The organism is Sorangium sp. So ce394 (assembly GCF_051474665.1).
Classification (GTDB): Bacteria; Myxococcota_A; Polyangia; order Polyangiales; family Polyangiaceae; genus Sorangium; species Sorangium cellulosum_D.
On record NZ_CP150339.1, the window covers coordinates 7,209,275 to 7,233,060 of the forward strand.

General features: G+C 71.3%; 16 protein-coding genes and 1 pseudogene. 7 read left to right on the plus strand and 10 right to left on the minus strand.

All coding sequences use genetic code 11. The features are described 5' to 3' along the window. Nucleotides 1-49: 49 nt before the first annotated feature. On the plus strand, nucleotides 50-1,060 hold the full coding sequence (locus WMF33_RS26205) for a hypothetical protein (protein WP_437322394.1): 1,011 nt from the start codon (nucleotides 50-52) through the stop codon (nucleotides 1,058-1,060). A gap of 36 nt (nucleotides 1,061-1,096) precedes the next feature. Here the strand turns inward: WMF33_RS26205 and WMF33_RS26210 are convergent, their stop codons facing one another. The 5 genes from WMF33_RS26210 to WMF33_RS26230 form a co-directional block, all read right to left on the minus strand. Beyond that, the gene (locus tag WMF33_RS26210; protein ID WP_437322395.1) at nucleotides 1,097-1,549 is read right to left on the minus strand and encodes an MFS transporter; all 453 of its coding nucleotides are present in this window, start codon (nucleotides 1,547-1,549) and stop codon (nucleotides 1,097-1,099) included. Nucleotides 1,550-1,872: 323 nt separating this feature from the next. Then, the gene (locus tag WMF33_RS26215; protein WP_437322396.1) at nucleotides 1,873-3,024 is read right to left on the minus strand and encodes a hypothetical protein; all 1,152 of its coding nucleotides are present in this window, start codon (nucleotides 3,022-3,024) and stop codon (nucleotides 1,873-1,875) included. A gap of 18 nt (nucleotides 3,025-3,042) precedes the next feature. Further along, the gene (locus WMF33_RS26220; RefSeq protein WP_437322397.1) at nucleotides 3,043-3,390 is read right to left on the minus strand and encodes a hypothetical protein; all 348 of its coding nucleotides are present in this window, start codon (nucleotides 3,388-3,390) and stop codon (nucleotides 3,043-3,045) included. A 3-nt stretch (nucleotides 3,391-3,393) separates the two neighbouring features. Then, nucleotides 3,394-4,095, minus strand: a complete 702-nt coding sequence (locus WMF33_RS26225) for an ankyrin repeat domain-containing protein (RefSeq protein WP_437322398.1) — start codon at nucleotides 4,093-4,095, stop codon at nucleotides 3,394-3,396. A gap of 683 nt (nucleotides 4,096-4,778) precedes the next feature. Continuing rightward, complete coding sequence (locus WMF33_RS26230) at nucleotides 4,779-6,524, minus strand: M1 family aminopeptidase (protein ID WP_437322399.1); 1,746 nt, start codon at nucleotides 6,522-6,524, stop codon at nucleotides 4,779-4,781. 123 nt (nucleotides 6,525-6,647) lie between these two features. On the opposite strand from WMF33_RS26230, the gene WMF33_RS26235 reads away from it, so the two are divergent. The 4 genes from WMF33_RS26235 to WMF33_RS26250 all read left to right on the plus strand — a co-directional run bounded on the left by WMF33_RS26235 (nucleotide 6,648) and on the right by WMF33_RS26250 (nucleotide 12,340). After that, nucleotides 6,648-6,878, plus strand: coding sequence for a hypothetical protein (locus WMF33_RS26235; protein WP_437322400.1), 231 nt, complete (start codon nucleotides 6,648-6,650; stop codon nucleotides 6,876-6,878). Nucleotides 6,879-7,461: 583 nt separating this feature from the next. Beyond that, on the plus strand, nucleotides 7,462-10,869 hold the full coding sequence (locus tag WMF33_RS26240; protein ID WP_437322401.1) for a CheR family methyltransferase: 3,408 nt from the start codon (nucleotides 7,462-7,464) through the stop codon (nucleotides 10,867-10,869). A 46-nt stretch (nucleotides 10,870-10,915) separates the two neighbouring features. After that, nucleotides 10,916-11,290 (plus strand): response regulator, encoded by a 375-nt coding sequence (locus tag WMF33_RS26245; RefSeq protein WP_437322402.1) that lies wholly within the window; start codon nucleotides 10,916-10,918, stop codon nucleotides 11,288-11,290. Between the two features lie 57 nt (nucleotides 11,291-11,347). After that, complete coding sequence (locus tag WMF33_RS26250; RefSeq protein WP_437322403.1) at nucleotides 11,348-12,340, plus strand: chemotaxis protein CheB; 993 nt, start codon at nucleotides 11,348-11,350, stop codon at nucleotides 12,338-12,340. Between the two features lie 36 nt (nucleotides 12,341-12,376). Here the strand turns inward: WMF33_RS26250 and WMF33_RS26255 are convergent, their stop codons facing one another. Continuing rightward, nucleotides 12,377-13,222, minus strand: a complete 846-nt coding sequence (locus WMF33_RS26255; protein ID WP_437322404.1) for a Uma2 family endonuclease — start codon at nucleotides 13,220-13,222, stop codon at nucleotides 12,377-12,379. A 352-nt stretch (nucleotides 13,223-13,574) separates the two neighbouring features. On the opposite strand from WMF33_RS26255, the pseudogene WMF33_RS26260 reads away from it, so the two are divergent. Then, nucleotides 13,575-14,225 (plus strand): annotated as a pseudogene (locus tag WMF33_RS26260) (DNA alkylation repair protein); the annotation flags it as partial. 363 nt (nucleotides 14,226-14,588) lie between these two features. Here the strand turns inward: WMF33_RS26260 and WMF33_RS26265 are convergent. The 3 genes from WMF33_RS26265 to WMF33_RS26275 all read right to left on the minus strand — a co-directional run bounded on the left by WMF33_RS26265 (nucleotide 14,589) and on the right by WMF33_RS26275 (nucleotide 20,376). After that, nucleotides 14,589-15,137: a DUF892 family protein gene (locus WMF33_RS26265; protein ID WP_437322405.1), complete on the minus strand. Its 549-nt coding sequence runs from the start codon at nucleotides 15,135-15,137 to the stop codon at nucleotides 14,589-14,591. A 157-nt stretch (nucleotides 15,138-15,294) separates the two neighbouring features. Beyond that, nucleotides 15,295-17,604, minus strand: a complete 2,310-nt coding sequence (locus WMF33_RS26270; RefSeq protein WP_437322406.1) for an alpha/beta fold hydrolase — start codon at nucleotides 17,602-17,604, stop codon at nucleotides 15,295-15,297. 222 nt (nucleotides 17,605-17,826) lie between these two features. After that, a complete protein-coding gene (locus tag WMF33_RS26275; protein WP_437322407.1) occupies nucleotides 17,827-20,376 on the minus strand; it encodes a DEAD/DEAH box helicase in 2,550 nt (849 codons plus the stop codon). A gap of 295 nt (nucleotides 20,377-20,671) precedes the next feature. Between WMF33_RS26275 and WMF33_RS26280 the strand changes: the two genes are divergently transcribed. Next, entirely contained in the window at nucleotides 20,672-23,494 is a 2,823-nt protein-coding gene (locus tag WMF33_RS26280) for a hybrid sensor histidine kinase/response regulator (RefSeq protein ID WP_437322408.1), read from the plus strand. Between the two features lie 7 nt (nucleotides 23,495-23,501). Here WMF33_RS26280 and WMF33_RS26285 read toward each other — a convergent pair whose 3' ends face one another. Then, entirely contained in the window at nucleotides 23,502-23,630 is a 129-nt protein-coding gene (locus WMF33_RS26285; protein WP_437322409.1) for a hypothetical protein, read from the minus strand. Nucleotides 23,631-23,786: the final 156 nt, after the last annotated feature.

Genomic DNA, 23,786 nt, shown 5'->3' on the forward strand with positions numbered 1-23,786 from the left:
TTTCGGGGCGCCGACCTCGGGCGAAGTCATCATCAGCGATCAGGGGACGTTGATCAGCCCCGGCGCCAGCGTGGCCACGTGGCCCGAGGCGACCGGCACGGTTCGTGTCATCGGGTACGGATCGACGTGGATCAACAGTGGGCTCCTGTCGATCGGGGCCGGCGGGCAGCTCCACATCCGCACCGGCGCCCAGGCGATCACCGACGCGCTCCAGGTCGGCCTGTACGGCTACGGGTTCACGGGGTCCGTGATCGTCGAGGGCTATGACTCCGCCCTCACGAGCCAGGCGGACACGTACATCGGCGGCGGCGAGTCGAGCAGCTATCTGGAGCTCAGGCAAGGAGCGACCTTCTCCTCAAACAACGTGTACATCACCACCTGCTGGCCCTGCGGCGGCGCGGCGATTGCCAGGGGCTCCGCGACGAGGTGGTTCAACACGGGCGAATTCGTCGTGGGCGCGGGGGGCTCCGGGTCGCTGCTCGTCGAGCAGGGCGCCCAGCTCTTCACCGTGAACGCGCGGATCCATCTCACCAATGACGACTTGGTCGGGCCCACCAGCACGGCCGTCGTGCGCGGCTGGGGCGCCACCTGGACCAACGAGGGGCTCCTGCGCGTCCGGGATTTCGGTCACTCCACGCCGCCGCGAGCAGGCCGCCGCGAACGCGACCGCAGGAGGGAGCACCCGCTCCGGCCCAGCCGGTCGGGCAGCGAGCCGAGGGCGAGCCGCACCCCGATCGCCGCTGCCGCATATGCCGTCGAGAAGCCGCCGACCGCGCCGATCCCGGCCTGCAGCACGAACGTATTCAGGAACGTCACCGGCGCCGCGACGGCCGTCGCGAAGGCGAGACCGACGATCCACAGCGGCCACAGATCGCGCTGCGCGATGGCGGCGAGCACGCCGCGCGGCGGCTCGCTCGCCGCGCCGGATGCGCTGGTCGCGCCGACCGCGCTGCTCGCGCGGGCCGCGCCCGCCGCCCGCGCGCCGGGATCGCGGAGCGGGAGCGACAGCAGGAGGCCGGCGAGCGAGAACCCCGCCGACGCCGCGAAGAGCGCCCCGTAGCCGGCGCGCCCGAGGATCGCGTCGCCGAGCAGGTGCTCAGCGAGAACGGGACCAGGCCGGAGACGCCGAACAGGCCGATGCCCTCGATGCGCCGGACGCCGGGACGATATCGGCGGCCAGCGCGAAGAGCGCCGCGAACAGCATCGCCGCCGCGAGGCCGTGCCCGACCCGCACCGCGACGATCCACGGGCCGAGCCCGCGCACCGTCGCGTAGAGGCAGCACACGAGCGCGTGCAGCGCGCCGCCCGCGATGATCAGCGGGCGGCGCCCGCGCACATCCATCGAGCGGCCCAGGAGCGGGCGCGCCGCGATCGACGTCGCCGCGGTCGCGCTCGACAGGAGGCCGATCGCCACCTCGTTCGCGCCGACGCGCTTCAGGAAGCCGGGCAGGTGCAGGTAGAGGTGGAACGCGAGCGCATGGAAGAAGTGCGACGCGGAGGCCAGGAGGAACGGCCGCGTCAAGAGCGGCTCCCGCGCTGGCGCGCTCACGCGAGGACCGCCGCGAGGGCGCTCCCGGCGCGGCGCGCGTGGCCCGGAACGCGGATGTGCGTGGAGGCGAGGCGAACGAGGTACAGCAAGGAGAGGTCCCTCCCCTACTCCGTCTGCCGGCGGACGGACAGCGCTCTGGCTCCGGCGGGGAATCCCGGTGCACGTGGTCCAGCGGGTGGCTGGATACAAGCACCTGTCCACCACGCAGCGGTACGCGCACTTCCGCAAGGAGGACCTGGAAGCGGCAGCGCACTGCCTCGACGGTGTTGACTGGACACCGCCGGCCTGAACACTGTCACGCCCTCCCCGGGGACCTCCGAGCTCTATATCAAGCCGGTGTATCTCTTCAGCTTGTATTCGTCTTTCATCTTTTGCTCTTCCATTTTGGTGATCATCGTCTCCTGGAGGTGCTGATTGAGCTTGCCGAGTTTGTCCTCATCGCGCTCGCCCTTAAAATAAGAATCGATCCAGCCCGGCACCTCCGTGTTCTGCCCGTGCGCCGGCGGAAAGAGCCCGGGGTCGATGCCCTTGTCCACCTTCGACTGCGCCTCGTTGATACGCTCGTCGAGTTGCGACACAAATGCCTTCCGGTCATGACCATACGGGGTGAGGGTCCGTGCGCGTCCCTGATGCGTCCACGCCTTCTCGGAGTTATAGCCCTCTATCATGATGGGGCTCATGCCCCAGGTATCGTTCGCGAGTTCGTTGCGCAGGAACCGCGCGTTCGCGAGCTGCATCTGCGGGTCGCGGCTCTCCTGGATGAACGTCACAAAATCGTACTGCGTGCGGAACGCCTGCGTGCGGCTGTTGAGCGAGTCCCAGCTCGTGTTGCCGGTGCGCTCGAGTGACGCTTCATGGAGGCCCGCGGCGTTGAAGGTCCACACATTGCTGTTGCCCGCGACGAGGCCCGCCTCCTGCGCGAGGCCGCCGCCGAGGGAGTGCCCGGTGATGTCGAAATCGACCCCCGCTCCCTCCATGCGCGCCGCGAGCTCACGCGCCGACTTGTACTGCGCCGTGTCGAGCCCGTCGCCGTTGTCGATGCTCGTCTTCCAATCGTTGAGGCTGTTCCGGTCAGTGCCCTGAAACGCGAGGATCGTCCGATCGTCCCAGTCGCTCTTGTACACCTCCGCGTGAAAGCCCGAGTTCGGGTCGTTGAGTTGCTTCGGGTCGGTGATGCCCATCTTCCTTAGCTCGTCGGGGTCTGTAACACGGCGCAGGCACTCCGGGTCCGCGCCGCCGTACACCGCCAGGGCGGCCTTCGCCTTGGGCATCGCGGTGTTGTACTTGTCGAATTCATCCGCGGTTTCTTTCGCTTTGGCGCCGGCGTCACCCCCCTCCTTGGCGGCCTTGTCGCGCGCGCTCTGGATCAGCTTCTTGCGCTGCTCGAAGCGCTCCTTGCACTTGTTCTTGCACTTCTCGCAGCTCGTCGGAGGCTGGTTTCGCTGAAACCCGTTCGACCCGCCGCCATCTTCCATCCCGCGCTCCCGCTCTGCTTATCCCCGGTCGAACGCGCAGATGTCGAGCATCCCGACGTCGACCATGTAGCTCTTCATCGCGAACACCGTCTCCGGCGAGCGCGTCGCAACCTCGGGCGCGCGCAGCTGCCGCTGCGCCTCGTCGTCGAAGGTCGCGAGCCACGCGAAGCACAGGTACACCGCGAGGTCGTGCTCGGCCGCGCCGTCGACCCACGCGATGCGCTCCCAGCCCCCGAGCACCTCGTCCATGGCCCCCACCCGCGCGCGGTACGCCGGCGTGAGCTGCTCGCGCAGAAAGCGGTACACCCGCGAGCGAAACAGCCGCCGCGTGACGTCTTCGGACTGCGCCGGGGAGATTCTCAGCATCGCTCACGCCCCTTCGGGCAGCGGCGGCACCGCGACCTCGCGCGCGGAGTAAACCTGCCACACGCGCCGCTTGTACAACCACAGCGGCGAGTCGGGCGGCGTCGCGGCGTGGTTGCCGAGCAGGGGCGGCACGGTGAACATGCCGTCGGTCGCCATGGGGTCGGCGCCGAGCTCGATGAGGGTGTAGACGACGTCCCAGTCCTGCGTGAGCGCGGCCTTGAGCACGAGCGGCGTGCCCGCGCGATCGCGCGCGTCGGGATCGGCCCCGCGTGCAACGAGAAGCTGCATCGCCGCGAGGTGCCCCGCGCGCATCACCGTCACCAGCACCGGATCGCCCGAACGGTCGCGCGCGTTGGGATCAGCCCCGGCGTCGAGCACCAGCGCCAGCACCGTGGTGTCGTCCGGCGGACAGAACCGCGTCGCCACGGTGATGGGCGTGTCGCCCTGGCGGTCTCGGGCGCGCACGTCGGCGCGGTGCGCGAGCAGCGCGCGCACCGCGTCGACCTTGCCGTTCGCGATGGCCCACAGGAGCGGTGGTGCGCCGTTGGGCAACGGGTGGTCGATGTCGGCTCCGGCATCGACCGCCGCGGCGACGTCGCCGTTCTGGTCGATCGCGTCGACGAGGCGTTGCTGCACGGGGCTGAGGGTCCGCGTGTCGGCCATCGCTGCGACGGTCATCAGAGACCGTCGCACCCGCGGCGTCAATGCGCATCCCAGAGACCGCCGCCGCGGCGACGGTCAGCGCGATCGATGCACACCTCAGGGACCCACTGGCGCGGCGACGGTCAGCGTGGGCAGGTGCGAAGGCCGGCCTGCTGACATGCACGCCCGGTGCGTACCGGACGTGCCGGCCAGGGGTAAGCACCTGTCGCTATGCGTCAACGGAGCTGGCAAGAATGCGACGACCGGCCGCCGGGCGTTGAGATCCTGCGCGTGGGCAGCGCAGGTGCCGGGGCGGGACCGTTTCCGGTCCAGGAGGGTAGCCCAGCTATGGCCCGGGGACCGCTTCCGGTTCCGTAGGGAATGGTCAGCTACCTCGACCGCACCGCTTCCGGTCCGGGAGGGAATGCTCACCTATCCCGAGCGCACCGCTTCCGGTCTCGGGGGGAATGCTCGGCTACCCCGACCGCACCGCTTCCGGTCCGGGAGGGAATGCTCACCTATTCCGAGCGCACCGCTCCCGGTCTGGGAGGGAATGCTCACCTATCCTGAGCGCACCGCTTCCGGTCTCGGGGGGAATGCTCGGCTACCCCGACCGCACCGCTTCCGGTCTCGGGGGGAATGCTCGGCTACCCCGACCGCACCGCTTCCGGTCGCGAAGGGAATGCCTGCCCGCACTGGTGCGGCCGGCGTGCCGGACTCGAGCGCGCTGCCCGGATCGGCGGTCGTCAGAAGACCCAGACGGGCGGCCTGGCCGGCGGCGGCGCGGTTCGCGCTGCCGAGAGATCCCGGTCGATCAGGCGGTGATCGGGATCCACGGTGACGCGGGTGACGGGCTCCGTGAACGGGATCTGCGCGCTCGCGCTCGGCGACGAGGGCGCGAGGCCAAAGTCGACGACGACCCGCGCGGCGCCGCTCTCGCCGGCGATCTCCACCTCGACGGCGCAGCCGTAGAGGACGCCTCGCGCGCTCTCCTGCGTCACGGTCACGGTCGCGCGATCGTCCTGCTGCTCCACCTGGACGGCGAAGCTGGGCCACTCCGGCGCGCCCTGGCCGAACACCCACGCGTCGAAATAGGCACCGAGGTCGCTCGACGAGGCCCGCTCGAGCGCGGACTTGAGCTCCATGACGCTGCGCGCGCCGGGCGTGGAGAGGAACCCCTGGATGCCCTCGAGCACCGCGGCCCGGCCCAGCAACGGCTCGAGCTGCAGGTAAAGCACCATCGGGCCGGGGCCATAGGCATCGCCGTAGAACGTATGCACCGGGGGCGTCGGGTCTTCGGTCGGGCGCGGGTAATGCTCCGCAAAGAGCGAGATGAAGTCCCAGTAGCTCCGCGTCGCGGCGGCCTCGCCCGGCGGCCGCCGCTCGTCCTCGAAGACGTACGCCAGGTACTCGGCGGTCGCCTCCTTCCAGACGAAATCGGCGGCCGAGGCGAGCGTGGTCCGGTTGCCAGCCCACTGGTGCGCGATCTCGTGCATGAGCACGTGCATCACGACGTCCGCATAGCTGCTGCCGAGGTTCGGGAGCCCTTCATTCAGCAGGATGTTCGCGGGATGCTCGAAGCCGGCCCACTGGGTCGGCGCCCCGGCCACGCGGAGCTCGTCGCCATAGGGGAACGGGCCGAGCAGGTCGGTGATCCAGGCCAGGAACTCGCCCACGCTCGCGGCGTCGAGCGAAGAGGCGAGCTCGCCGCCGGGCACCTCGTAGAAGACGAGGTCGACGCCGCCCGCGCTCGTGAACGGCCGCCGCTGCCACAGCGGGTCGGCCGCGAGCGCGAAGCCCGAGTACGTCGGCGCGAGGGTTCCGCTGATGTCGCAGCGGGTCACGCCCGCGAGAGCGGTGAGCCTGCCAGGACAGAGCACGACGGTCCCTTCCGGGTGGGTCACCTCGAAGTGGAGCTCGGCGAGCCGGGATGGGTCGTTGTCGCAGGGGCCGAAGCGGTCGCATCCGCCAACCCAGCTGAGGAGATAAGTGAACTCGCCGCCGGCCTGGTCGAGGCGGCGCGAGAAGCCGACATCCAGGCCGAAGTCCGTCGCCTCGGCGATCACGGTAGACGCCTCGAGCTCGATCGACGCGCCGGGCGCGGCGTCCGCTCCGCAGAGGCGCAGCGCGCCGTCCGCGAGCGCCGCGCTCGCCGCGGGCGCGCCGTCCCATCGCGGCTCGTCGACGGCCTGCGCACGACAGGCCACGTCGAAGCAATTGCCTCCGGGCGGCAGGACGTGCACCGAGACGCGCGAGGTGGCGCGCGCCGTCGCGAGATCGAAGGTGTAGTCGTAACGGCGGACCTCGCCCGGGAAGGGGATGGCGGGCGCCGAGCCGCCCGCGCCGCCGTCGCCGCCCGCGCCGCCGCCGCCGCCGCCGCCCGCGCCGCCGCTGCCCGCGTTTGCGGGGGAGTCCGTGTCCGCGTTGGAGGAGCAACCGGCGGCTGCCAGCAATCCGGCGAGGAGGAGACAGTCGAAGGAAAATTGCCGCATGCGGCATGCGCATACTCTCGTCGCGGGCGCGATGAAACACGCGCGTGCCCCGGTGCGAGATCGAGCCAGCCCCCCGCGCGCCCGCGGCAGCGCCTCCCGCGAGGCCGGGAGGCCCATGTGGACATGGACATTTATGGCTACGACCTCGATGACCATGAGCGGAAGGCCGCCAGCGATGTGGCCCCCGTGTATGGGACGTGGAGCGCGACGAACGGCTGCCAGGTCCGCATGCATCGTTCGGTGGATTATCCCAGTCGGTTCTACATGTTTCGAGTGTCGGCGAAGGCATGGCACCACGTCTTCGGCGTTTCGACGTTCAAGCCGGTGACCGTCGAGCTCACGGGAATGCCGTAACGGGCGCCGCCATTCCCGGTGGATGGAGACCGTCTAGGGTAGTTGGACTGGCCCACCCCGCCGGGGCGGCCGAAGGGGCAGCGAGACACGCAGGTGCGCTCCCGGAGCTCGCCTGTGTTCATCTCGACGCCACGGCCGTGCGATCTGCTCCGCGCGCTCACGGCGGCCCGGCGCGCCCGGGATGCGCGGCGCGAGGCCGCCTGCCTCGAGAGCCTGGGCGAGATCGCGATGGCGCGCTCGCCGCCTCGCCGCCGTCGCGGCCCCGCCCGCCAGCCGGCAGGCGCACCTGAAGGCGGCGGCCGCGTCGTGGCGCGGCCTCGGTCGGGTCGCCCTCGTCGCCCGCATCGACCGGGAGCTCGCCGGAGCCGGGAAACCACGGTGAACCCTGAAGAGCGCCGGGCCTGCCACGATGTCGATCCCGGAGCTCCCCGACAGCAGCCCGTCCTCTGCGCGGCCCGCCCGCCGCTGGCGAGCGCGCCCGCTTTCTCTCGAGCGCCCCGCTTTCTCTTGAAAGGCCGTCGCCCGCCGCACATATCCCAGCGTCGCTCCCCGCTCCACGTGTAGTAAAGGCACGCAACGTCTCATGACCGAAGCCCGCTCCAGATCTCAGCTCGTCGTCGTCGGCTGCTCGGCCGGGGGCATCGAGGCCCTCTGCACGCTCCTCTCGACCTTGCGCGCCCCGTTCCCGGCTCCGGTCGTGATCGCCCAGCACCTCGACCCCAGGCGGGAGAGCCACCTCGGCGACGTCCTGCGCCGCCGCAGCGAGCTGCCCGTCCGCACGGTCGCCTCCGCCGCCCCGCTCGAGGACGGCGTCGTCTATATCGTGCCCCCGGGCCGCGACGTGGAGATCACCGACCACGAGCTCCGGCTCCAGCCGGAGACCAACGCGCGACCCAAGCCGTCGGTCGACACGCTCTTCCGCACCGCGGCCGAGGTCTTCGGCGAGAACCTCGTCGCCATCGTCCTGACCGGGAACGGCTCCGACGGCACCGTCGGCGCCCGCCACGTCAAGAAGTGCGGCGGCACCGTCATCATCGAGAACCCCGACACCGCGAAGTTCCGGGGCATGCCCGAGTCGCTGGCCCCGACCACGGTCGACATCGTGGCCGACCTCGATCGCATCGGGGGCATCGTCGGCGAGCTCCTCACGGGGGCGTACGTCGAGCCGCCGCCGGACGAGGACAGGCGGCTCCAGTCGCTCCTCGATCTCGTGCGCGAGCGGAGCGGGATCGACTTCAAGAAATACAAGCAGGCGACCATCCTGCGCAGGCTCCGGCGCAGGATGGCGGCCACGGACACCGACACCATCGACGACTACATGCGCTACCTCGCCGAGCACCCCGAGGAGCACCAGCGGCTGGTCAACAGCTTCCTCATCAAGGTCACCGAGTTCATGCGCGATCCGGACCTCTTCGCGCACCTCCGGGACGTGGTCCTGCCCGCGCTCATCACGCACGCCCGCAACGACAACAAATCGCTGCGGATCTGGTCGGCCGGGTGCGCCACCGGAGAGGAGGCGTACTCGCTCGCCATCCTGGTCAGCGAGCTGCTCGGCCCCGAGCTCGACAGCTTCCACGTCCGCATCTTCTCGACCGACCTCGACAGCGAGGCGGTCGCCTTCGCCCGACGGGGGATTTACGGGGCGAGCACCGTCGACGAGCTGCCGAGCGACCTCATCGACCGCTACTTCGTCGCGATCGACGGCCAGTACCAGGTGAAGAAGCGCATCCGCAACCTCACCGTCTTCGGCGAGCACGACCTCGGCCAGCGCGCCCCGTTCCCGCACCTCGATCTCGTGCTGTGCCGCAACGTGCTCATCTACTTCACGAGCGACCTCCAGCGCCGCACCCTCCACCTGTTCGCCTTCTCGCTGCGGGAGGGCGGCTACCTCGTGCTCGGCAAGGCCGAGACCACGAGCCCGCTGAGCGAGTACTTCGTCACCAGCGACATCCACCACAAGGTCTACCTGCGCCGCGGCGAGCGGATCCTCGTGCCCCCCTCGGCCATCGCCGCCCCGGCGCCGCCGCCCCGGCGCTCGTCCCGCGGCAAGACGCCGCTCGTGCCCCTGCGCGGCGCCTCGAAGGACCTCCCGCGCGCCCGCATGTCGATCGACGTGCTGCTCTCGAGCTTCCGCGTCGGGATCGTCCTCGTCGACAGCCGCTACGACATCCTGGAGATCAACTTCACGGCGCGGCGCCTGCTCGGCATCCACGGCACGGCGCTCGGTCAGGACCTCGTCCACCTCGCGCAGTCGGTTCCCCACCGGCCGCTGCTCGAGGCGATCGACGCCGCCTTCCGGGGCGAATCGTCGGACCCGATCGAGGTCGCCGTCGAGCCGACGCCCTCGGGCGAACCGTCGTATATCCAGATCACCTGCCACGGGCCGCGCGAAGAGCCCGGCAAGGTCGAGGCGGCGCTGGTCGTGGTCGAGGACGTCACCGAGATCGTGCGGCGCCGGAAGGCGAGCCAGGAGAGCCTCGGCCGGGAGGCGCAGCTCCGCGCCGAGCTCGCGGCCGCGAAGGCCGAGCGCGAGCGCGTCGAGGAGCGCTTCGCCGCCGAGCGCGAGCAGCTGCGCCGCGAGAACGAGGCCCTCGGCGCCGCGCTCGCGCAGCTCGAGTCCGCCCGCGGGCAGGACCAGGCGGCGATCCAGCGGCTGAGCGAGCAGCAACGGCGGCTGCTCCGGGCCAACGAGGAGCTCACGTCGGCGCACGAGCAGCTCCGCGCCGTGAACGAGGAGCTGATGGTCTCCACCGAGGAGGCGCAGGCCGCCATGGAGGAGATCGAGACGCTGAACGAGGAGTTCCAGGCGACCAACGAGGAGCTCGAGACCGTCAACGAGGAGCTGCAGGCGACGATCGAGGAGCTCAACACGACGAACGCCGACCTGGAGTCGCGGAGCCGCGAGATCCAGGAGCTCGCCGCGCCGATCGAGGCGGAGCGGGCGCGGCTCTCGGCGATCCTGCGCAGCATGGGCGACGCGCTCCTCGTGGTCGACGGCGCGGGGCGGCCGGTGCTCATGAACGACGCCTACCAGGCGATGTTCGGCGCGGGCCGGCTCACGGCGCACGACGAGAAGGGCCGGCCGCTGCTGTACCAGGACACGCCGGAGCAGCGGGCGGCGCGCGGCGAGAGCTTCCAGATGGAGTTCAACGCGCCCGGCCCCGGCGGCTCGACCCGGCACTTCGAGGCCACCGGCCACCCCATCGGCGGGGGCGGCTCGACCGGCAAGGAGGCGGCCGAGCGGGGCGTGATCGTCATCCGCGACATCACGGAGCGGAGCATGCGCAAGCTGCAGGAGCGCTTCATGGCGATGGCGAGCCACGAGCTGCGCACGCCGCTCGTGCCGCTGCGCGGCTACCTCGACATGCTGAGCACGCTGCTGCCTGGGGACGGCGACCCGCGCCTCGCCCGCTTCGCGTCGCTCGCCCGCGCCCAGAGCGAGCGGCTCGAGCGGCTCGTCGACGACCTCGTGAGCGCGACCCGCATCCAGACCGGGAAGTTCGAGCTCAAGATCTCGGAGGTGGAGCTCGCCCCGCTGGTCTCGCACGTCGCCGAGAGCGCCCAGACGCTCGGGCCGACCCCGAAGGTCCACCTCGATCTCCCCGCCGCGGCGGAGCCGATGGTGGTGAACGGCGACGCCGCGCGGCTGGAGCAGGTCCTCATGAACCTGATCAGCAACGCCTTCCGGCACGCCAACGGCTCACCCAAGATCGATGTGCGCCTGCGGCACGCGGGCGGCACCGCCGAGCTCGACGTGGAGGATTACGGCCCTGGCATCCCCTCGGCCGACGTGCCGCACGTGTTCTCGAGCTTCTACCAGGTGGATCGGCCCAGGAACTCCTCGTCCGGCGGCATGGGGCTCGGGCTCTTCATTTGCAAGGAGATCGTCAGGGCGCACGGGGGGCAGATCTTCGTGCGCAGCGCGGAGGGTAAGGGCGCGACCTTCACCGTCAGGCTGCCCCTGATATCGAATCGAGGCGGGCACGATTGAGGCCGTGGGCTCGCGCTGCTTTCGTGCGGACGGCGGAGAAGGGACGATGGCGAAGCGGGCGAAGATCCTCGTGATCGAGGATGATCGTGATTCGAGCGAGATGCTCCTGGAGATGCTGGGGATGGCCGGCTATGAGGTGGAGTCGGTCCACTCGGCGGACCAGGCGATCGCCGCGCTGACGGAGCGGCGGTACGGGGCCGCCCTGCTCGACCTGACCGTGAGGGGGGCGACGACGGCCGAGCTCGTCGCGCGGCTGCAGGAGGTACCGGAGAGGCCGCCCATCGTGATCTTCTCGGCGCGCATGCCGGAGGATCTCCGGAAGGCGGCGGAGCAGCTCTCGGCGGCGGCGGTGCTCCAGAAGCCGGCCAGCATGGCCACGCTGCTGAGCACGATGGATCGCGTGGTTCGCCCGGCGGCGTGAGCGGTTGCTCCGACAGGGCGCGTCTACCGTAACCGCATTTCCTTGAGGAGGCCGGCTGTGCCAGGACACGACATCATCACGCTCGGGGCGTCGGCGGGCGGCGTGGAGGTGCTGATCGCGCTCATCGGGGGTCTGCCGTCGAACCTGCCGGCGTCGCTGTTCGTGGTCCTGCACATGCCGTCGACGGCCCGGAGCGTGCTTCCGCACATCCTCGAGCGGACGACCCGGATGCCGGTGGCGACCGCGGTCGACGGCGAGCCGATCGAGCGCGGGCGCATCTACATCGCGCCGGTGGACAACCACCTGCTGCTCGGCGAGGGCGTGGTGCGGGTGGTGTACAGCGCGAAGGAGAACGGCCACAGGCCGGCGGTGGATCCGCTGTTCCGGAGCGCGGCCGCGGCGTACGGCCCGCGCGTGGTCGGCGTGGTGCTGTCGGGCGCGCGCGACTGCGGCACCGCTGGGCTCCTGGAGATCAAGCGTGCCGGCGGCGTCACGGTGGTGCAGGACCCGAAGGACGCGCTGTTTCCGGACATGCCGCAGAGCGCGATCGACAACGTGCCGGTGGATCACTGCGTGCCCCTGGCGCGCCTGCCGCCGTTGCTCGTCGAGCTGGTTCACCAGGGGGCAGGAAAGGCGCCCGAGGAGGCGAAGACATCGTACGGGCTCGTGGGGGAGAACGTGGAGGCACTCGAGAGCGAGTTCACGTGTCCGGAGTGCGGAGGCAACCTGATCCGGAGCGGAGACGGCGCGATGCTCAGCTTCCGGTGCAAGGTCGGCCACCGTTACTCGCCGGAGGGGCTGGAGGACGAGCAGTCGGAGGCGCTCGAGGCGGCGCTGTGGGTCGCGCTCCGCACGATCGAGGACACCGTGGCGCTGGCGCGCCGGATGGCGCAGCGCGCGCAGGAGCGCAATCAGCTGCACGTGATGGCCCACTTCGAGGAGAAGGTCCGGGCGGCCGAGGAGCGGGGCGCGCTGGTGCGCCGGGCGCTGATGGGCAAGGACGAGGGGAACGGGTCGTCGCTGCGCCCGCGGCCGAGGCGCTCGTCGTAGCGGCCTGACGGCCGGGGCGGGCGGGCGCGGCGGGCGCTAGCCCGGCTCGCCGCCGGGCAGCTTGCCGAAGCGCTGCTCGTACTCCGCCAGCCGCGCTGCGAGCAGCTTCGCCTCGTCCTGCGCCGCGCGCGCCTGCTCCTCGGCGGCGCGCGTCTGCTCCTTGGCCGCGCGCGCCTGCTCCTCGGCCGCGCGCGCCTGCTCCTCGGCCGCGCGCGCCTGCTCCTCGGCCGCGCGCGCCTGCTCCTCGGCCGCGCGCGCCTGCTCCTCACCCGTGGGCAGCACACGCCCCTCGGCGTCGAGCCAGCGCAGCCAGTCGACGTCGAGGTTGCGATAGGTGCCGCGGCGGACGCCGAGCCCGAGGTGCAGCCGCGGGCTCGCCGCGTCGCCGTTCGCGCCGGGCGCGACGGGCACGTAGGACATCGTGGCGTTATCGAGCGCATAGGCCTCGAGGACGCCCGTGAACGGATCGAAGAGGTAGTACTCGGGCACGTGCAGGAGCTTGGCGTAGACCCGCATCTTGTCGGTGCGATCGACCTTCTCGGTGGTCTCGGAGAGCAGCTCGATCACGACGTCGGGCGTCCTGCCGTCCTCCTGCCAGACGACCCAGGACTTGCGCTCTCGTCTCACGGTGTCGAGCACCACGAAGACGTCCGGACCGCGGAAGTCGTTCTTCTTCGCCTGGAGCTCGCTGAAGTAGATCGCCATGTTGCCGCTGACATAAACGTCTTCGCGATCCTTCCAGTGCAGCTCCAGCGCCTCGATGAGGAGCTCCATCTGCCTGCGATGCCGCTGAGACTCCATCGGCTCTCCGTCGTCGTACGGTAGCTCGTCCTCACCCGGCGGCGGGGTCGGCACGAACGAGGGGTCGCTCTGAAAGGCCATGCGTCGCTCCTTCGAGGAGAGTACCGCTCCTCGCCAGCGCGGTCGAACGCGTCGCGGAGCGCACCGCTAGCACGGCACGGCGGCGGTCGCGACAGCTCTCCGCCGCGACGCCCTGGCTCCCGACGCGCGGCCAGCGCCCTCGGGCGCGGTCCCGGTCCTTCCCAAGGTTCCAGGGTCGGGTCCTCCGCCGGGCAGGAGGCACCGAGGGGCGGCGGGCCGGACAGACGCTCGACGCGGAGGGTCAACGCCGCGGGCTCACCCCGGGCCGCGTCGACAGGCGCGCCGCGGGGAGCGGTTTGCGCGAAAAAAGTTCGTGCGAGCGCGTAATGGGCAGCATGGTTAGGTGAAGGCCATGCATTTCACCGAGGTGATGCGCGAGCTCGAGCGGCTCGGCACCGAGCAGAACCGGAAGGTCTACCTGCGCCACGGCGCGGCCGAGCCGCTCTTCGGCGTGAGCTTCGCCCACATGAACGCGCTGGAGAAGCGGATCAAGCGCGACCACGAGCTCGCCGAGGCGCTCTGGGCGACCGGCAACTCCGACGCGCGGACGCTGGCGGCGGCGATCGCCGATCCGGGGCGCTTCACCCGGGACCAGCTCGAGGCGTGGCTCGACGGCCTGCGCGCGCCGCTCCTCATCGACCTGGTGGTGAAGCGCATCGCCGTGAAGACGCCGTTCGCCCGCGAGGCGATGGCGCGCTGGACCGCCTCGGACGACGAGTGGATCGGCCGCGCCGGATGGAAGCTGCTCGGCGCGCTCGCGGAGGAGGACCCGTCGCTGCCCGACAGCCTGTTCGAGGAGCGGCTGGAGGCGATCGAGGCGTCGATCCACCGGGCCAGGAACCGCGCCCGCGAGGCGATGAACGGCGCGGTGATCAGCATCGGCGCGCGGAACGAGCCGCTGCGGGGAAAGGCGCTCACGGCGGCGCGGCGCATCGGCAGGGTCGAGGTCGACCACGGCGAGACGAGCTGCAAGACGCCCGACGCGAGCGCCCACATCCTGAAGCTGTGGGCCGGCCGGAAGCCGGCCGCCGCGCCGGCGGCGAAGGCGGTCGGGACCAGGGGCGAAAAGCCGGCCAAGGCCGCCGCTGCCAAGCAGGCCAAGGCCGCCGCGCCAGCCAAGGCCGCCGCTGCCAAGCCGGCCAAGGCCGCCGCGCCAGCCAGGGCCGCCGCTGCCAAGCCGGCCAAGGCCGCCGCACCAGCCAGAGCCGCCGCTGCCAAGCCGGTCGCCGCCGCGCCGGCCAGGGCGACCCAGGCGCGCCGCGGCGGCGACGAGGCGGTCCCGGCCGCGGAGAAGCCGAAGGGCGACGCCTCGCCCCGCGCCGCGCCGCGCCGCGGCTGACCGGGGCGCGCGCCGCCCGGTGCCGGGTCACGTCGGATGCGCCGCCGCGATGGCCTCGTCCGGCGCGCCGAGCAGCTCCTTCCGCGTGAGCCGTTCGACCACCTCGCGCGTGAGGACCAGGTGGTCCTCCTCCTCGTGCAGGCGGCACCGGAACGCCTCCCTCGCCTCGGCGTCGTCCGCCTCGTCGGCGAGCTCGAGCAGCAGCTGCCAGCCGGCGTTGTCGACGAGCTCCGCGGTGAGCAGCGCGTGGAAGAGGTGGGCCGGGTTCTGGTCGCCGTCGAGCACCACCTGCTCGAGGCCCCGCGACTCGATCTCGATCAGCCGCGACATCTCGGTCTCGGCGTGCGCGTCCCCGCCGAGCGCGCGGATCTGCTCCTCGAGCCACTCCTCGTGCTCCTTCTCCTGATTCCGGTGCTCCCGGAGCCGATCGAGCAGGTTCAGCAGGGTGGGATCGGCCGTGCGGCCGACCTTCTGGATGGTGGAGTCGTACAGCTTCACGCTCGCGCGCTCGAACGTGAGCCGCTCGTTGAGCAGGTCGATGGCCTTGTCCTTGTTCACCTGTGCAAGCTTCTGCATGGATGCCTCCGGCCGGGGCAGATGCGATTCGCAGGCCGCCGAGCGGCAACGCGCGCCCGGCCGGTGCGCGCGGCGCGGCGGCGCACGCGGCAGGCGCGCGGCGGCGCACGCGGGCAGGCGCGCGGCGGCGCGCGCGAGGCGGGGGCGCGCCGATCGCTCAGAGATGCTCGGTCAGGTACTCCACGATGGTGCGGTTCGCGAAATGGCTCGCGACCGGCGACCGGTAGCCGTGCCGCTCGCCCGGGAACACGACCATGTCGAACCGCTTGTCCGCGGCCATGAGCGCCTCGATCATCTTGGCCGTGTGCGCGAAGTGCACGTTTTCATCCATGAGCCCGTGCATCAGCAGCAGCTTGCCGCGCAGGTTCCCCGCGTGCTTCGAGAGGTCGGTCGCCTCGTACCGCGCGGCCGCCTGGTCGAGGAGCCCCATGTACCGCTCGGTATAGCCGGTGTCGTAGAGCCGATCGTCGGTCGCCGGCGAGCCCGCGACGCCGACGTGGAAGCGGTCGGGCGCCTTGAGGAGCGCCTCCAGCGCCATCCTCCCGCCATAGCTGTGGCCGTAGATGCCCACGCGACCCGCGTCGACGTACGGCAGCGTCTTCAGGAACTCGAGGCCCGCGATCTGATCGGCGAGCTCGACCTCGCCGAGGCGCCCGTGGATGGGCGCCTCGAACGCGCGCCCGCGGTTCGCCGAGCCGCGGTTGTCGAGCTGGAAGACCACCACCCCGCGGTCGGCGAGGTGGTTCCACAGGAGGAGCGGTGACCAGGAGTTGAACACCGTCTGGACGCCAGGCCCGCCGTACACGCTCACCACGACCGGGTAGCGGCGGCCGGGCTCGATCGTCCGCGGCGCGAGCAGCGCGCCGTACAGCGTGTCGCCGCTCTCGGCGCGCACCTGGACGATCTCGGGGGCGCGCAGGCCGAGGTCCGCGAGCTCGGGGTCGATCGGCGCCGGCATCGCGCCGAGCTCGGCGTTGCCCTCGCCCCGCACCACGGCCTTCCACGGGCGGCCCAGGGCCGAGTGGACGTCCACGTACCCCGGCCCCTTCGGCTCCACGGTGACGAAGTGCACCCCCGGCTCCGCCGTGACCCGCTTCACCTCGCCGCCCGCGAGCGGCACCGTGTAGAGGTGCCGCTCGGTCGGGCCGTCCTTCGTGGCCACGAAGCGCGCCTCGCCGCGCTCCTCGTCCGGCGCGGCGAGCGCGGTGATGTCCCAGTCGCCCGCGGTGAGCTTCGCGAGCTCCGCGCCCGAGTCCGCGTCGCGCAGCGCGAGGTGGCGGTGTCCGCCCGCGGCCGTCACCCAGAGGAACCTCGGCGAGCGCTCGAGGGGCCGCATCTCGCCGAAGTCCGCCCAGCTCGGCGAGGTCTCGACGACGACCTCGGCGGCCTCGCCCGAGCGCGGGTTGGCGCGGAGGAGCGCGAGGCGCTTCTGGTCGCGCGAGAGCGTCTGGAACCAGAGCGCCTTGCCGCCGTCGGCCCACGCGAACCGGCCGAGATAGCGCTCCTCCTGGCCGCCCTTCCACGCGAGCCATGTCGTCTTCTTTGTGGCGAGGTCGAGGACGCCCGCCCTGACACGGGGGTTCTTCCCGCCGACGCGCGGGTAACGCACCATCTGGAGATCTTCCTTGCCGTCGCGGACGCCGAAGACGGGCACCCGCTCGACGTCGCGCTCGTCGACCTCGAGGTAGGCCACCCGGTCGCAGCCGGGGGAGATCCAGAAGCCGCTCGGCTCGTCGAACTCCTCCTGGCCGTTGAAGTCGGTGAGGCCGCGCGAGACCCCCTCGGGTGCGCCGCGGGTGAGCGCGGTCTCGCGGCGCGAGGCGACGTCGATCATGAAGAGCTCGCGCCCGCGGACGAACACGACGCGCTCGCCGCCGTCGCACACCTTGGGATCGATCTCCGGCTCGGGCGTGCTGGTGAGCCGCGCGATCGCGCCCGCCGGGTCGCGCAGGAAGAGGTCGCCGCCGGAGGGGATGAGCATCACCTCGGCGCGCTTGGCCCACGAATACGCGGTGATCCCCCGCGAGAACATGCGCTGTCGCTCGCGGCGGAGCTCCTCCTCGCGGGAGAGCGGCTTCGACTCCTTCAGCAGGTCGCCCGACGCGACGAGCTGCCGTGTCTCGCGCGAGGCGGTGTCGAAGGCGAAGAGCGCCTGCTCCGGCCCGTCCGGCTGCCGCTGGAGGTAGGTGACCAGCTTGCCGCCGGGCGCGTACTGGACCGCCCTGGGCAGCCGCGCGCCGAGCGGCGGCTGCCGGCCGAGGTGCGCGTACGTGACCCGGCTCGCCTCCGGCCCGGCGATGGCCGTCTTCTCCGGCGCGCTGCCCTGCTTCGCCGCGGCGCCGTCCCCGGCGGGGGCGGCCTTCGCCGGCGCGGCTGCCCTGGGCGGGGAGCCCGCGGGCGGGGCGCAGGCGGCGGCCAGGACGACGGGGAGCACCCACCAGGTTGCGGAGCGCGGCGGAGTTCGCATGGCCGCGATCTCGCCCGACGCGGCGGGCGAAGTCAAACGCCGGCTGCTGCGGCCAGGGCGGAGGTGGAGAAGGAGAATTTAACGCAAAGGCGCAAAGGCGCAAAGACGCAAAAAAAAAAAAAGAAAGAAGAGCGGGAGCACCCGCTCCTCACCATCCAATCATTTTTGCGTCTTTGCGTCTTTGCGCCTTTGCGTTGAACTCTCCTCTTCGCGCCTTTGCGATCAGCTCGCGATCCGCCGCAGCACGATGACCGGCCGGCCGGCCTCACGCGATCGGTCGAGATCCACCTTGCAGTCGAGCATCCAGTCGTTGTCGTCGTCCGGATCGGCGATGATCTGCTGCACCACCCACGAGCCGCCGTCCTCGGCCGGGTGGATGATCGTGTTGCTCGGGCTCCGGGCGGCCGGGTCGGTGCGGATGGCGGCGTGCTCCGCGTAGAAGCCGCGGAGCGCCTCGTCCAGCCGCTCCGCCGTCCAGGGGGCGTCCTCGCCCTCCACCATCTCGGCGGCCACCTCGTAGTCGCGGCGGGCGAGCGCGCGCAGGAAGAAGAACAGCTCGTTCCTGACGAGCACCGTGAAGTCCTTCGCGTTGCGGGTGATGTCGAACGCGGACGGCTCCACGGCGCCGCCGGGGGAGGCCGCGCGCGGCTGGTACGACGGGTCGCGCAGCCGCTCCCACGCGTCGAGCAGGCTCGAGTCCACGCCGCGGATGAGCGCCCTGAAATAGGCGATCATGTCGCTCGTGTCGGCGTCCTTCGCGTAGTCGGGGACGGTCTGGACCAGCGCCTTGTACACCTCGGAGACGTACCTGAGCAGGAGCCCCTCCGCCCGCTCCAGGTTGTACTCCCGGATGTACTCGCCGAACGACAGGTATTGCTCGTACATCTCGCGCGCGACGCCCTTCGGCCGGATGTTCTCCTGCCCGACCCAGGGGTGCCGCCGCGCGTAGTCGTTGAACGTGCCGTAGATGAACTCCGCGTTCGGCTTGGGATAATCGAGCTTCTCGAGCTCCTCCATCCGCTGCTCGTACTCCACGCCGGCCGCCTTGAGCTCCGCGAGCTTCTCGGTCTTCAGCCGATCGAGCTGCTTTTGCAGGATGAGATCGGGGTTCTCGAGGATCGACTCGACGAGCGTCAGGAGATCGAGCGGATAGGTGCCGGTGTCGGGATCCAGCTTCCCCACCGTCTCGAGGACGTAGAGCGAGAGCGCGTGGTTCAGCGAGAAATCCTCCTGGAGATCCGCGTTGATGCGGATGCGCTTGCCGGGACCGTCGTCCTTCGGCACGAACTCGATGATGCGCGCCTCCACGAGGGAGCGGAACAGGAGCATCGCCGTCCTGCCGTGCTGGCGCCGGACCGCGGGCCGGTCGTGCGTGCTGCGGATGAGCCGCTTCATCGCCTGACACCCGCCCTCCTCGCGGCCGAGCACGTTGACCAGCATGCCGTGCGTGACCTGGAACCGCGACACGAGCGGCTCGGGCGGCGACTGGATCAGCCGCTCGAACGTCTGCCGATCCCAGTGCACATAGCCCTTCTCCGGCGGCTTCTTCTTGACGATCTTCCGCCGCTTGGCCGGGTCGTTCCCCGCCTTGGCCTCGAGCCGCATGTTCTCGATGACGTGCTCCGGCGCCTGCGCCACGACGCTGCCCTGCGTGTCGAACCCCTTGCGGCCGGCCCGGCCGCTGATCTGCTGGAAGTCGCGGACGCTCAGGATGGCCGTCTTCTCGCCGTCGAACTTGCACAGCTTCGTGAACAGCACCGTGCGGATCGGGATGTTGACGCCGACGCCGAGCGTGTCCGTGCCCGAGATGATCTTGAGGTGCCCCTGCTGGGCCAGCTTCTCGACGAGGAGCCGGTACTTCGGCAGGAGCCCGGCGTGGTGCAGCCCGATGCCGTGCTTGACGAAGCGCTGCACCTCCCGGCCGTAAGGGCTCGAGAACTTCACCCCGGCGAGGGCGGCGGTGATCGCCCGCTTCTCCTCCTTGGTGCAGTAGTCCTGGCTCATCAGGTTCTGCGCCTCCTCGGCGCAGGCCCGCTGGGTGAAGCTCACGATGTAGATGGGCGCCTTGCCGTTCTTGACGAGGGTCGCCACCGTCTCGTGCAGCGGCGTCTCGCGGTACTCGAAGTCGAGCGGCACCGGGCGCACGGTCGACTTGATCACGGCGGTCTGCTCGCCGGTGAGGCGCGCGATCTCCTCCTGGAAGAACTCGGTGCCTCCCATCGTGGCGCTCATGAGCAAGAACCTCGCCTGCGGCAGCGTGAGCAGCGGGATCTGCCAGGCCGCCCCGCGATCGCGATCCGAGTAGTAGTGGAACTCGTCCATGATCACGTAGTCGCAGAGCGCCTTCTCGCCCTCGCGGAGCGCGATGTTCGCGAGGATCTCCGCCGTGCAGCAGATGATGGGCGCGTCGCGGTTGACCGACGCGTCGCCGGTCAACATGCCCACGTTCTCGGGGCCGAAATCGTTGCAGAGCGCGAAGAACTTCTCGCTGACGAGCGCCTTGATCGGGCACGTGTAGTAGGACTTCATCCCCTCGGCCATCGCCTTGAAGTGCATCGCGGCGGCGACGAGCGACTTGCCCGAGCCGGTCGGGGTGTTGAGGATGACGTTCTTGCCGCCGAAGATCTCGAGGATGGCCTCCTCCTGCGCCGGGTAGAGCTCGAGTCCACGCTCGGCGACGTAGTCGAGGAAGCCGTTCAGGAGGTCGTCGGCCGTGAAGTCGTGGGGGGACGGCGGGAGGCGGGCGAGGAGCGGAGCGGCGGCTTGATCCATGGCGGCTGGGACGCCCGTCGAGGGGGCGCACCATGCAGAAGCCTGGTTCCACGGAAAATGCAAGCAAACTCCTCCGTGTCGCGGTCGGATCGCCAGGCCTGGCGCGAGACCCGGACGGAAAGGGCGCCGAGGGCAGCCGGGGTGAGCCGATGACGTGCGCTCGATCCGGCTGCCACGCTGCCGCAACATGGCGACTTCGTGATAGCGTGGCCGGACAAGCGGGGGGGGACGCCGCACGCGCACGTCCGGGGGGCACGTGGGGCGGGCCGATGGCCGGGAGAGTGGACGGGGAGCGATGGGGGAGACCGCCGGACAGCCACCCGGGTCGATGCGCTCGCCCGGCAGGGGGAGCGCGCAGATCGACGCACCGGCCGGGCGGCTCCTGCGCGTCAGCGGCTCGCTCTGCCGGCTGCTGGGCTACGCGGAGCGGGAGCTGCTCGGGAAGCGGTTGCTCGACCTGGCGCTGCCGGACGACCGGACGAGCTCGCTGGCCGCATGGCGCTCGCTGCTCGAGGCCGGCGAGGAGGAGCTCACGTTCGAGATGCGCTGCCGCTGCAAGGACGGCGGCGTCCGCTCGCTCCAGCTGACCGGCGTCTCCGTCGGTGACGCGCGCGACCGGCCGTATCGCGTGGTGGTCTTCGTCGAGGACATCACCGAGCGACGGCGCGCCGAGGAGCGGGCGCTCGCGGCGGAGCTGGCGCTGGCCGAGAGCGAGGCCAGGATGCAGCGGCTGTTCTACAGCAACATGGCCCCGATGGCGTTCTGGATGCCCGATGGGCGGATCGTCCAGGCGAACGACGCGTATCTGCAGCTCGTGGGCTGCACGCGGGAGGAGCTCGCGGCCGGACTGGTCCGCTGGGATTCCGACGTGCTGCCGGAGGAGCGCCCCGCCGACGATCGTGCGCGGGCGGAGCTTTTGTCGGGCCGGTGGACGTTCGCGCCGTTCGAGAGGACCCATGTGCGGCGCGACGGGACGCGGATAAGGATGCTCGTGAGCGGCTGTCTGCTGCCCGCGGGGCGGTTCGAGGACGGCGGCTTCGTGCTCGCGCTCGACATGACGGCGCTCCGGCGCGCGGAGGCGGCATTCCGGCAGAGCGAGCGGGTCTTCCGCGCCATCGGGGACTCCATCGATTACGGCGTCTGGGTCAGCGACCGCGAGGGCCGGAACATCTATACCAGCGAGGCGTTCCTGCGCATGGCGGGGCTGACCCAGGCGGAGTGCTCGGAGGGCAAATGGCTCGACGCGATCCACCCCGACGACCGGCACAAGGTGGCGCTCTTCCGGCGGTGCCTGCCGACGGGCGAGCCGTTCGAAGAAGAGCTCCGCTACGTCGGCGCGGACGGCGTCGCCCACCCCACCCTCAGCCGGGTCGTCCCGATCCGCGACGAAGGGGGCGAGATCACCGCCTGGGTCGGCCTGTGCCTGGACATCGGCCGGCTCAAGCGCACGGAGGAGGCGCTGCGCGAGAGCGAGCGCCGGCTCCGGGCGGCGCTCGACGACGCGCAGCGGGTCATCGCCGAGCGCGCGCGCCTGGAGGACGAGCTCCGCCGGCGCGAGCGGCAGCTCGCGTCGCTCATGGCGAACTCGCCCGACGTGGTTTACCGCCTGGATCTGGATCTGCGCTGCACGTTCATGTCGCCCACCTCGCTGACGGTCACGGGGCTCCCGCCGGAGCACTACGTCGGCAGGACGCCCCGCGAGAACGGGCTCCCGCTCGAGGTGTGCGAGGCGGGCGAGGCGGCGTGTCGCGAGGCGCAGAGGACGGGCAAGCCGCAGCGGATGGAGTTCGGCCTCGGAGCGCGGAGGTTCCGCGCCCGGTACATCCCCGAGCTCGGCCCCGACGGCGCGGTGGAGTCGTTCATGGGGATCACCGAGGACGTCACCGCGGAGCGGCTGGCCGAGGAGGAGCGCCAGAAGCTGCTCGAGAGCGAGCGCGCCGCGCGCGACGAGGCCGAGCGCGTCAGCCGGGTCAAGGACGACTTCGTCGCCACCCTCTCGCACGAGCTGCGCTCGCCCATCAACGCCATCCTCGGCTGGGCGCGCATCCTCCGCAGCCGCCCGCCGGAGCCGCAGGCCCTCGCGCGCGGGCTCGAGGTCATCGAGCGCAACGCCCGCCTCCAGGCCGACATGGTCTCCGAGCTGCTCGACATGAGCCGGATCGTCTCGGGAAAGCTGCGCCTCGACGTCCAGCCGGTCGACCTGCCCGCCGTCGTCCAGGGCGCCCTCGAGGCGGTCAAGCTCGCCGCCGAGGCCAAGGGCCTCACGGTCGTCTCGAGCGTCGAGCCCGAGGCCCTCTCGCTCAAGGGCGACCCGGCCCGCCTCCAGCAGGTCGCCTGGAACCTGCTGTCGAACGCGGCGAAGTTCACGCCGGCGGGCGGGCGGATCGACGTCGCGCTGCGGCGCGCCGGCGCCCACGCCGAGCTGTCGGTCAGCGACACCGGCCCGGGCATCGCCCCGCAGTTTCTGCCGCACCTGTTCGAGCGCTTCCGCCAGGCCGACGCCTCCTCGACGAGGAAGCACGGCGGGCTCGGCATCGGGCTCTCCATCGTCAAGCACCTGGTCGAGCTGCACGGCGGCACGGTGCAGGTCGCCAGCCCGGGCGAGGGCCGGGGCGCCACCTTCACCGTCAAGCTGCCCCTCGCCGGCGTCTCGCCCCAGGCGCCCGGCGCGACGCAGCGGCCCCCCGCGGCGCGCGCCGAGCCGGCGGCCACCTATCCGGCCGACGAGCTCACCGGCGTGCGCGTCCTCGTGGTCGACGACCAGCCCGACGCGCGCGAGGTCGCCCAGCGCGTGCTCGAAGAGTGCGCCGCGCGCGTCACCACGGCCGGGTCGGCTGCGGAGGCGGTGGCCCTGCTGGAGCGCGAGCGCCCCGACGTGCTCGTCAGCGACCTCGGCATGCCCGGCGAGGACGGCTTCCAGCTCATCCGCAAGGTGCGCGGCCTCGGCCCGGACCGCGGCGGCGCCACGCCCGCCGTCGCGCTCAGCGCGCTGGCGCGGGCCGAGGACCGGGCCAGGGCCCTCGGCGCCGGCTACCAGGCCCACGTCGCCAAGCCCCTCGACCCGGCGGAGCTCGTGGGCGTCGTCGCGGCGCTCGCCAGGGACCGGGCCACGGGGTGAGACGCCGTTAGCGCTTCGGAGAGGTAGACGTCCAGCCAGCGTCGAGCGGCGCCGGGCGCACGCTCGACGTGATCACGGCGATCTGCTCGCCGATGAGCCGAGTGATCTCCTCCTGGAAGAACTCGATGCCTCCCATCGCGGCGCGTATGAGCAGGCGTCTCGCTTGCGGCGGCGATGGCCGGACTTGAACATGAAGGCGGGGAGGCGGGAAGAAAAGATCAATGAGCTTCCTGCCTCCCCGCCTTCATGTGGGTCACTGCGGGGGAGATTGGGCCACCACCCTTGCGGCAGC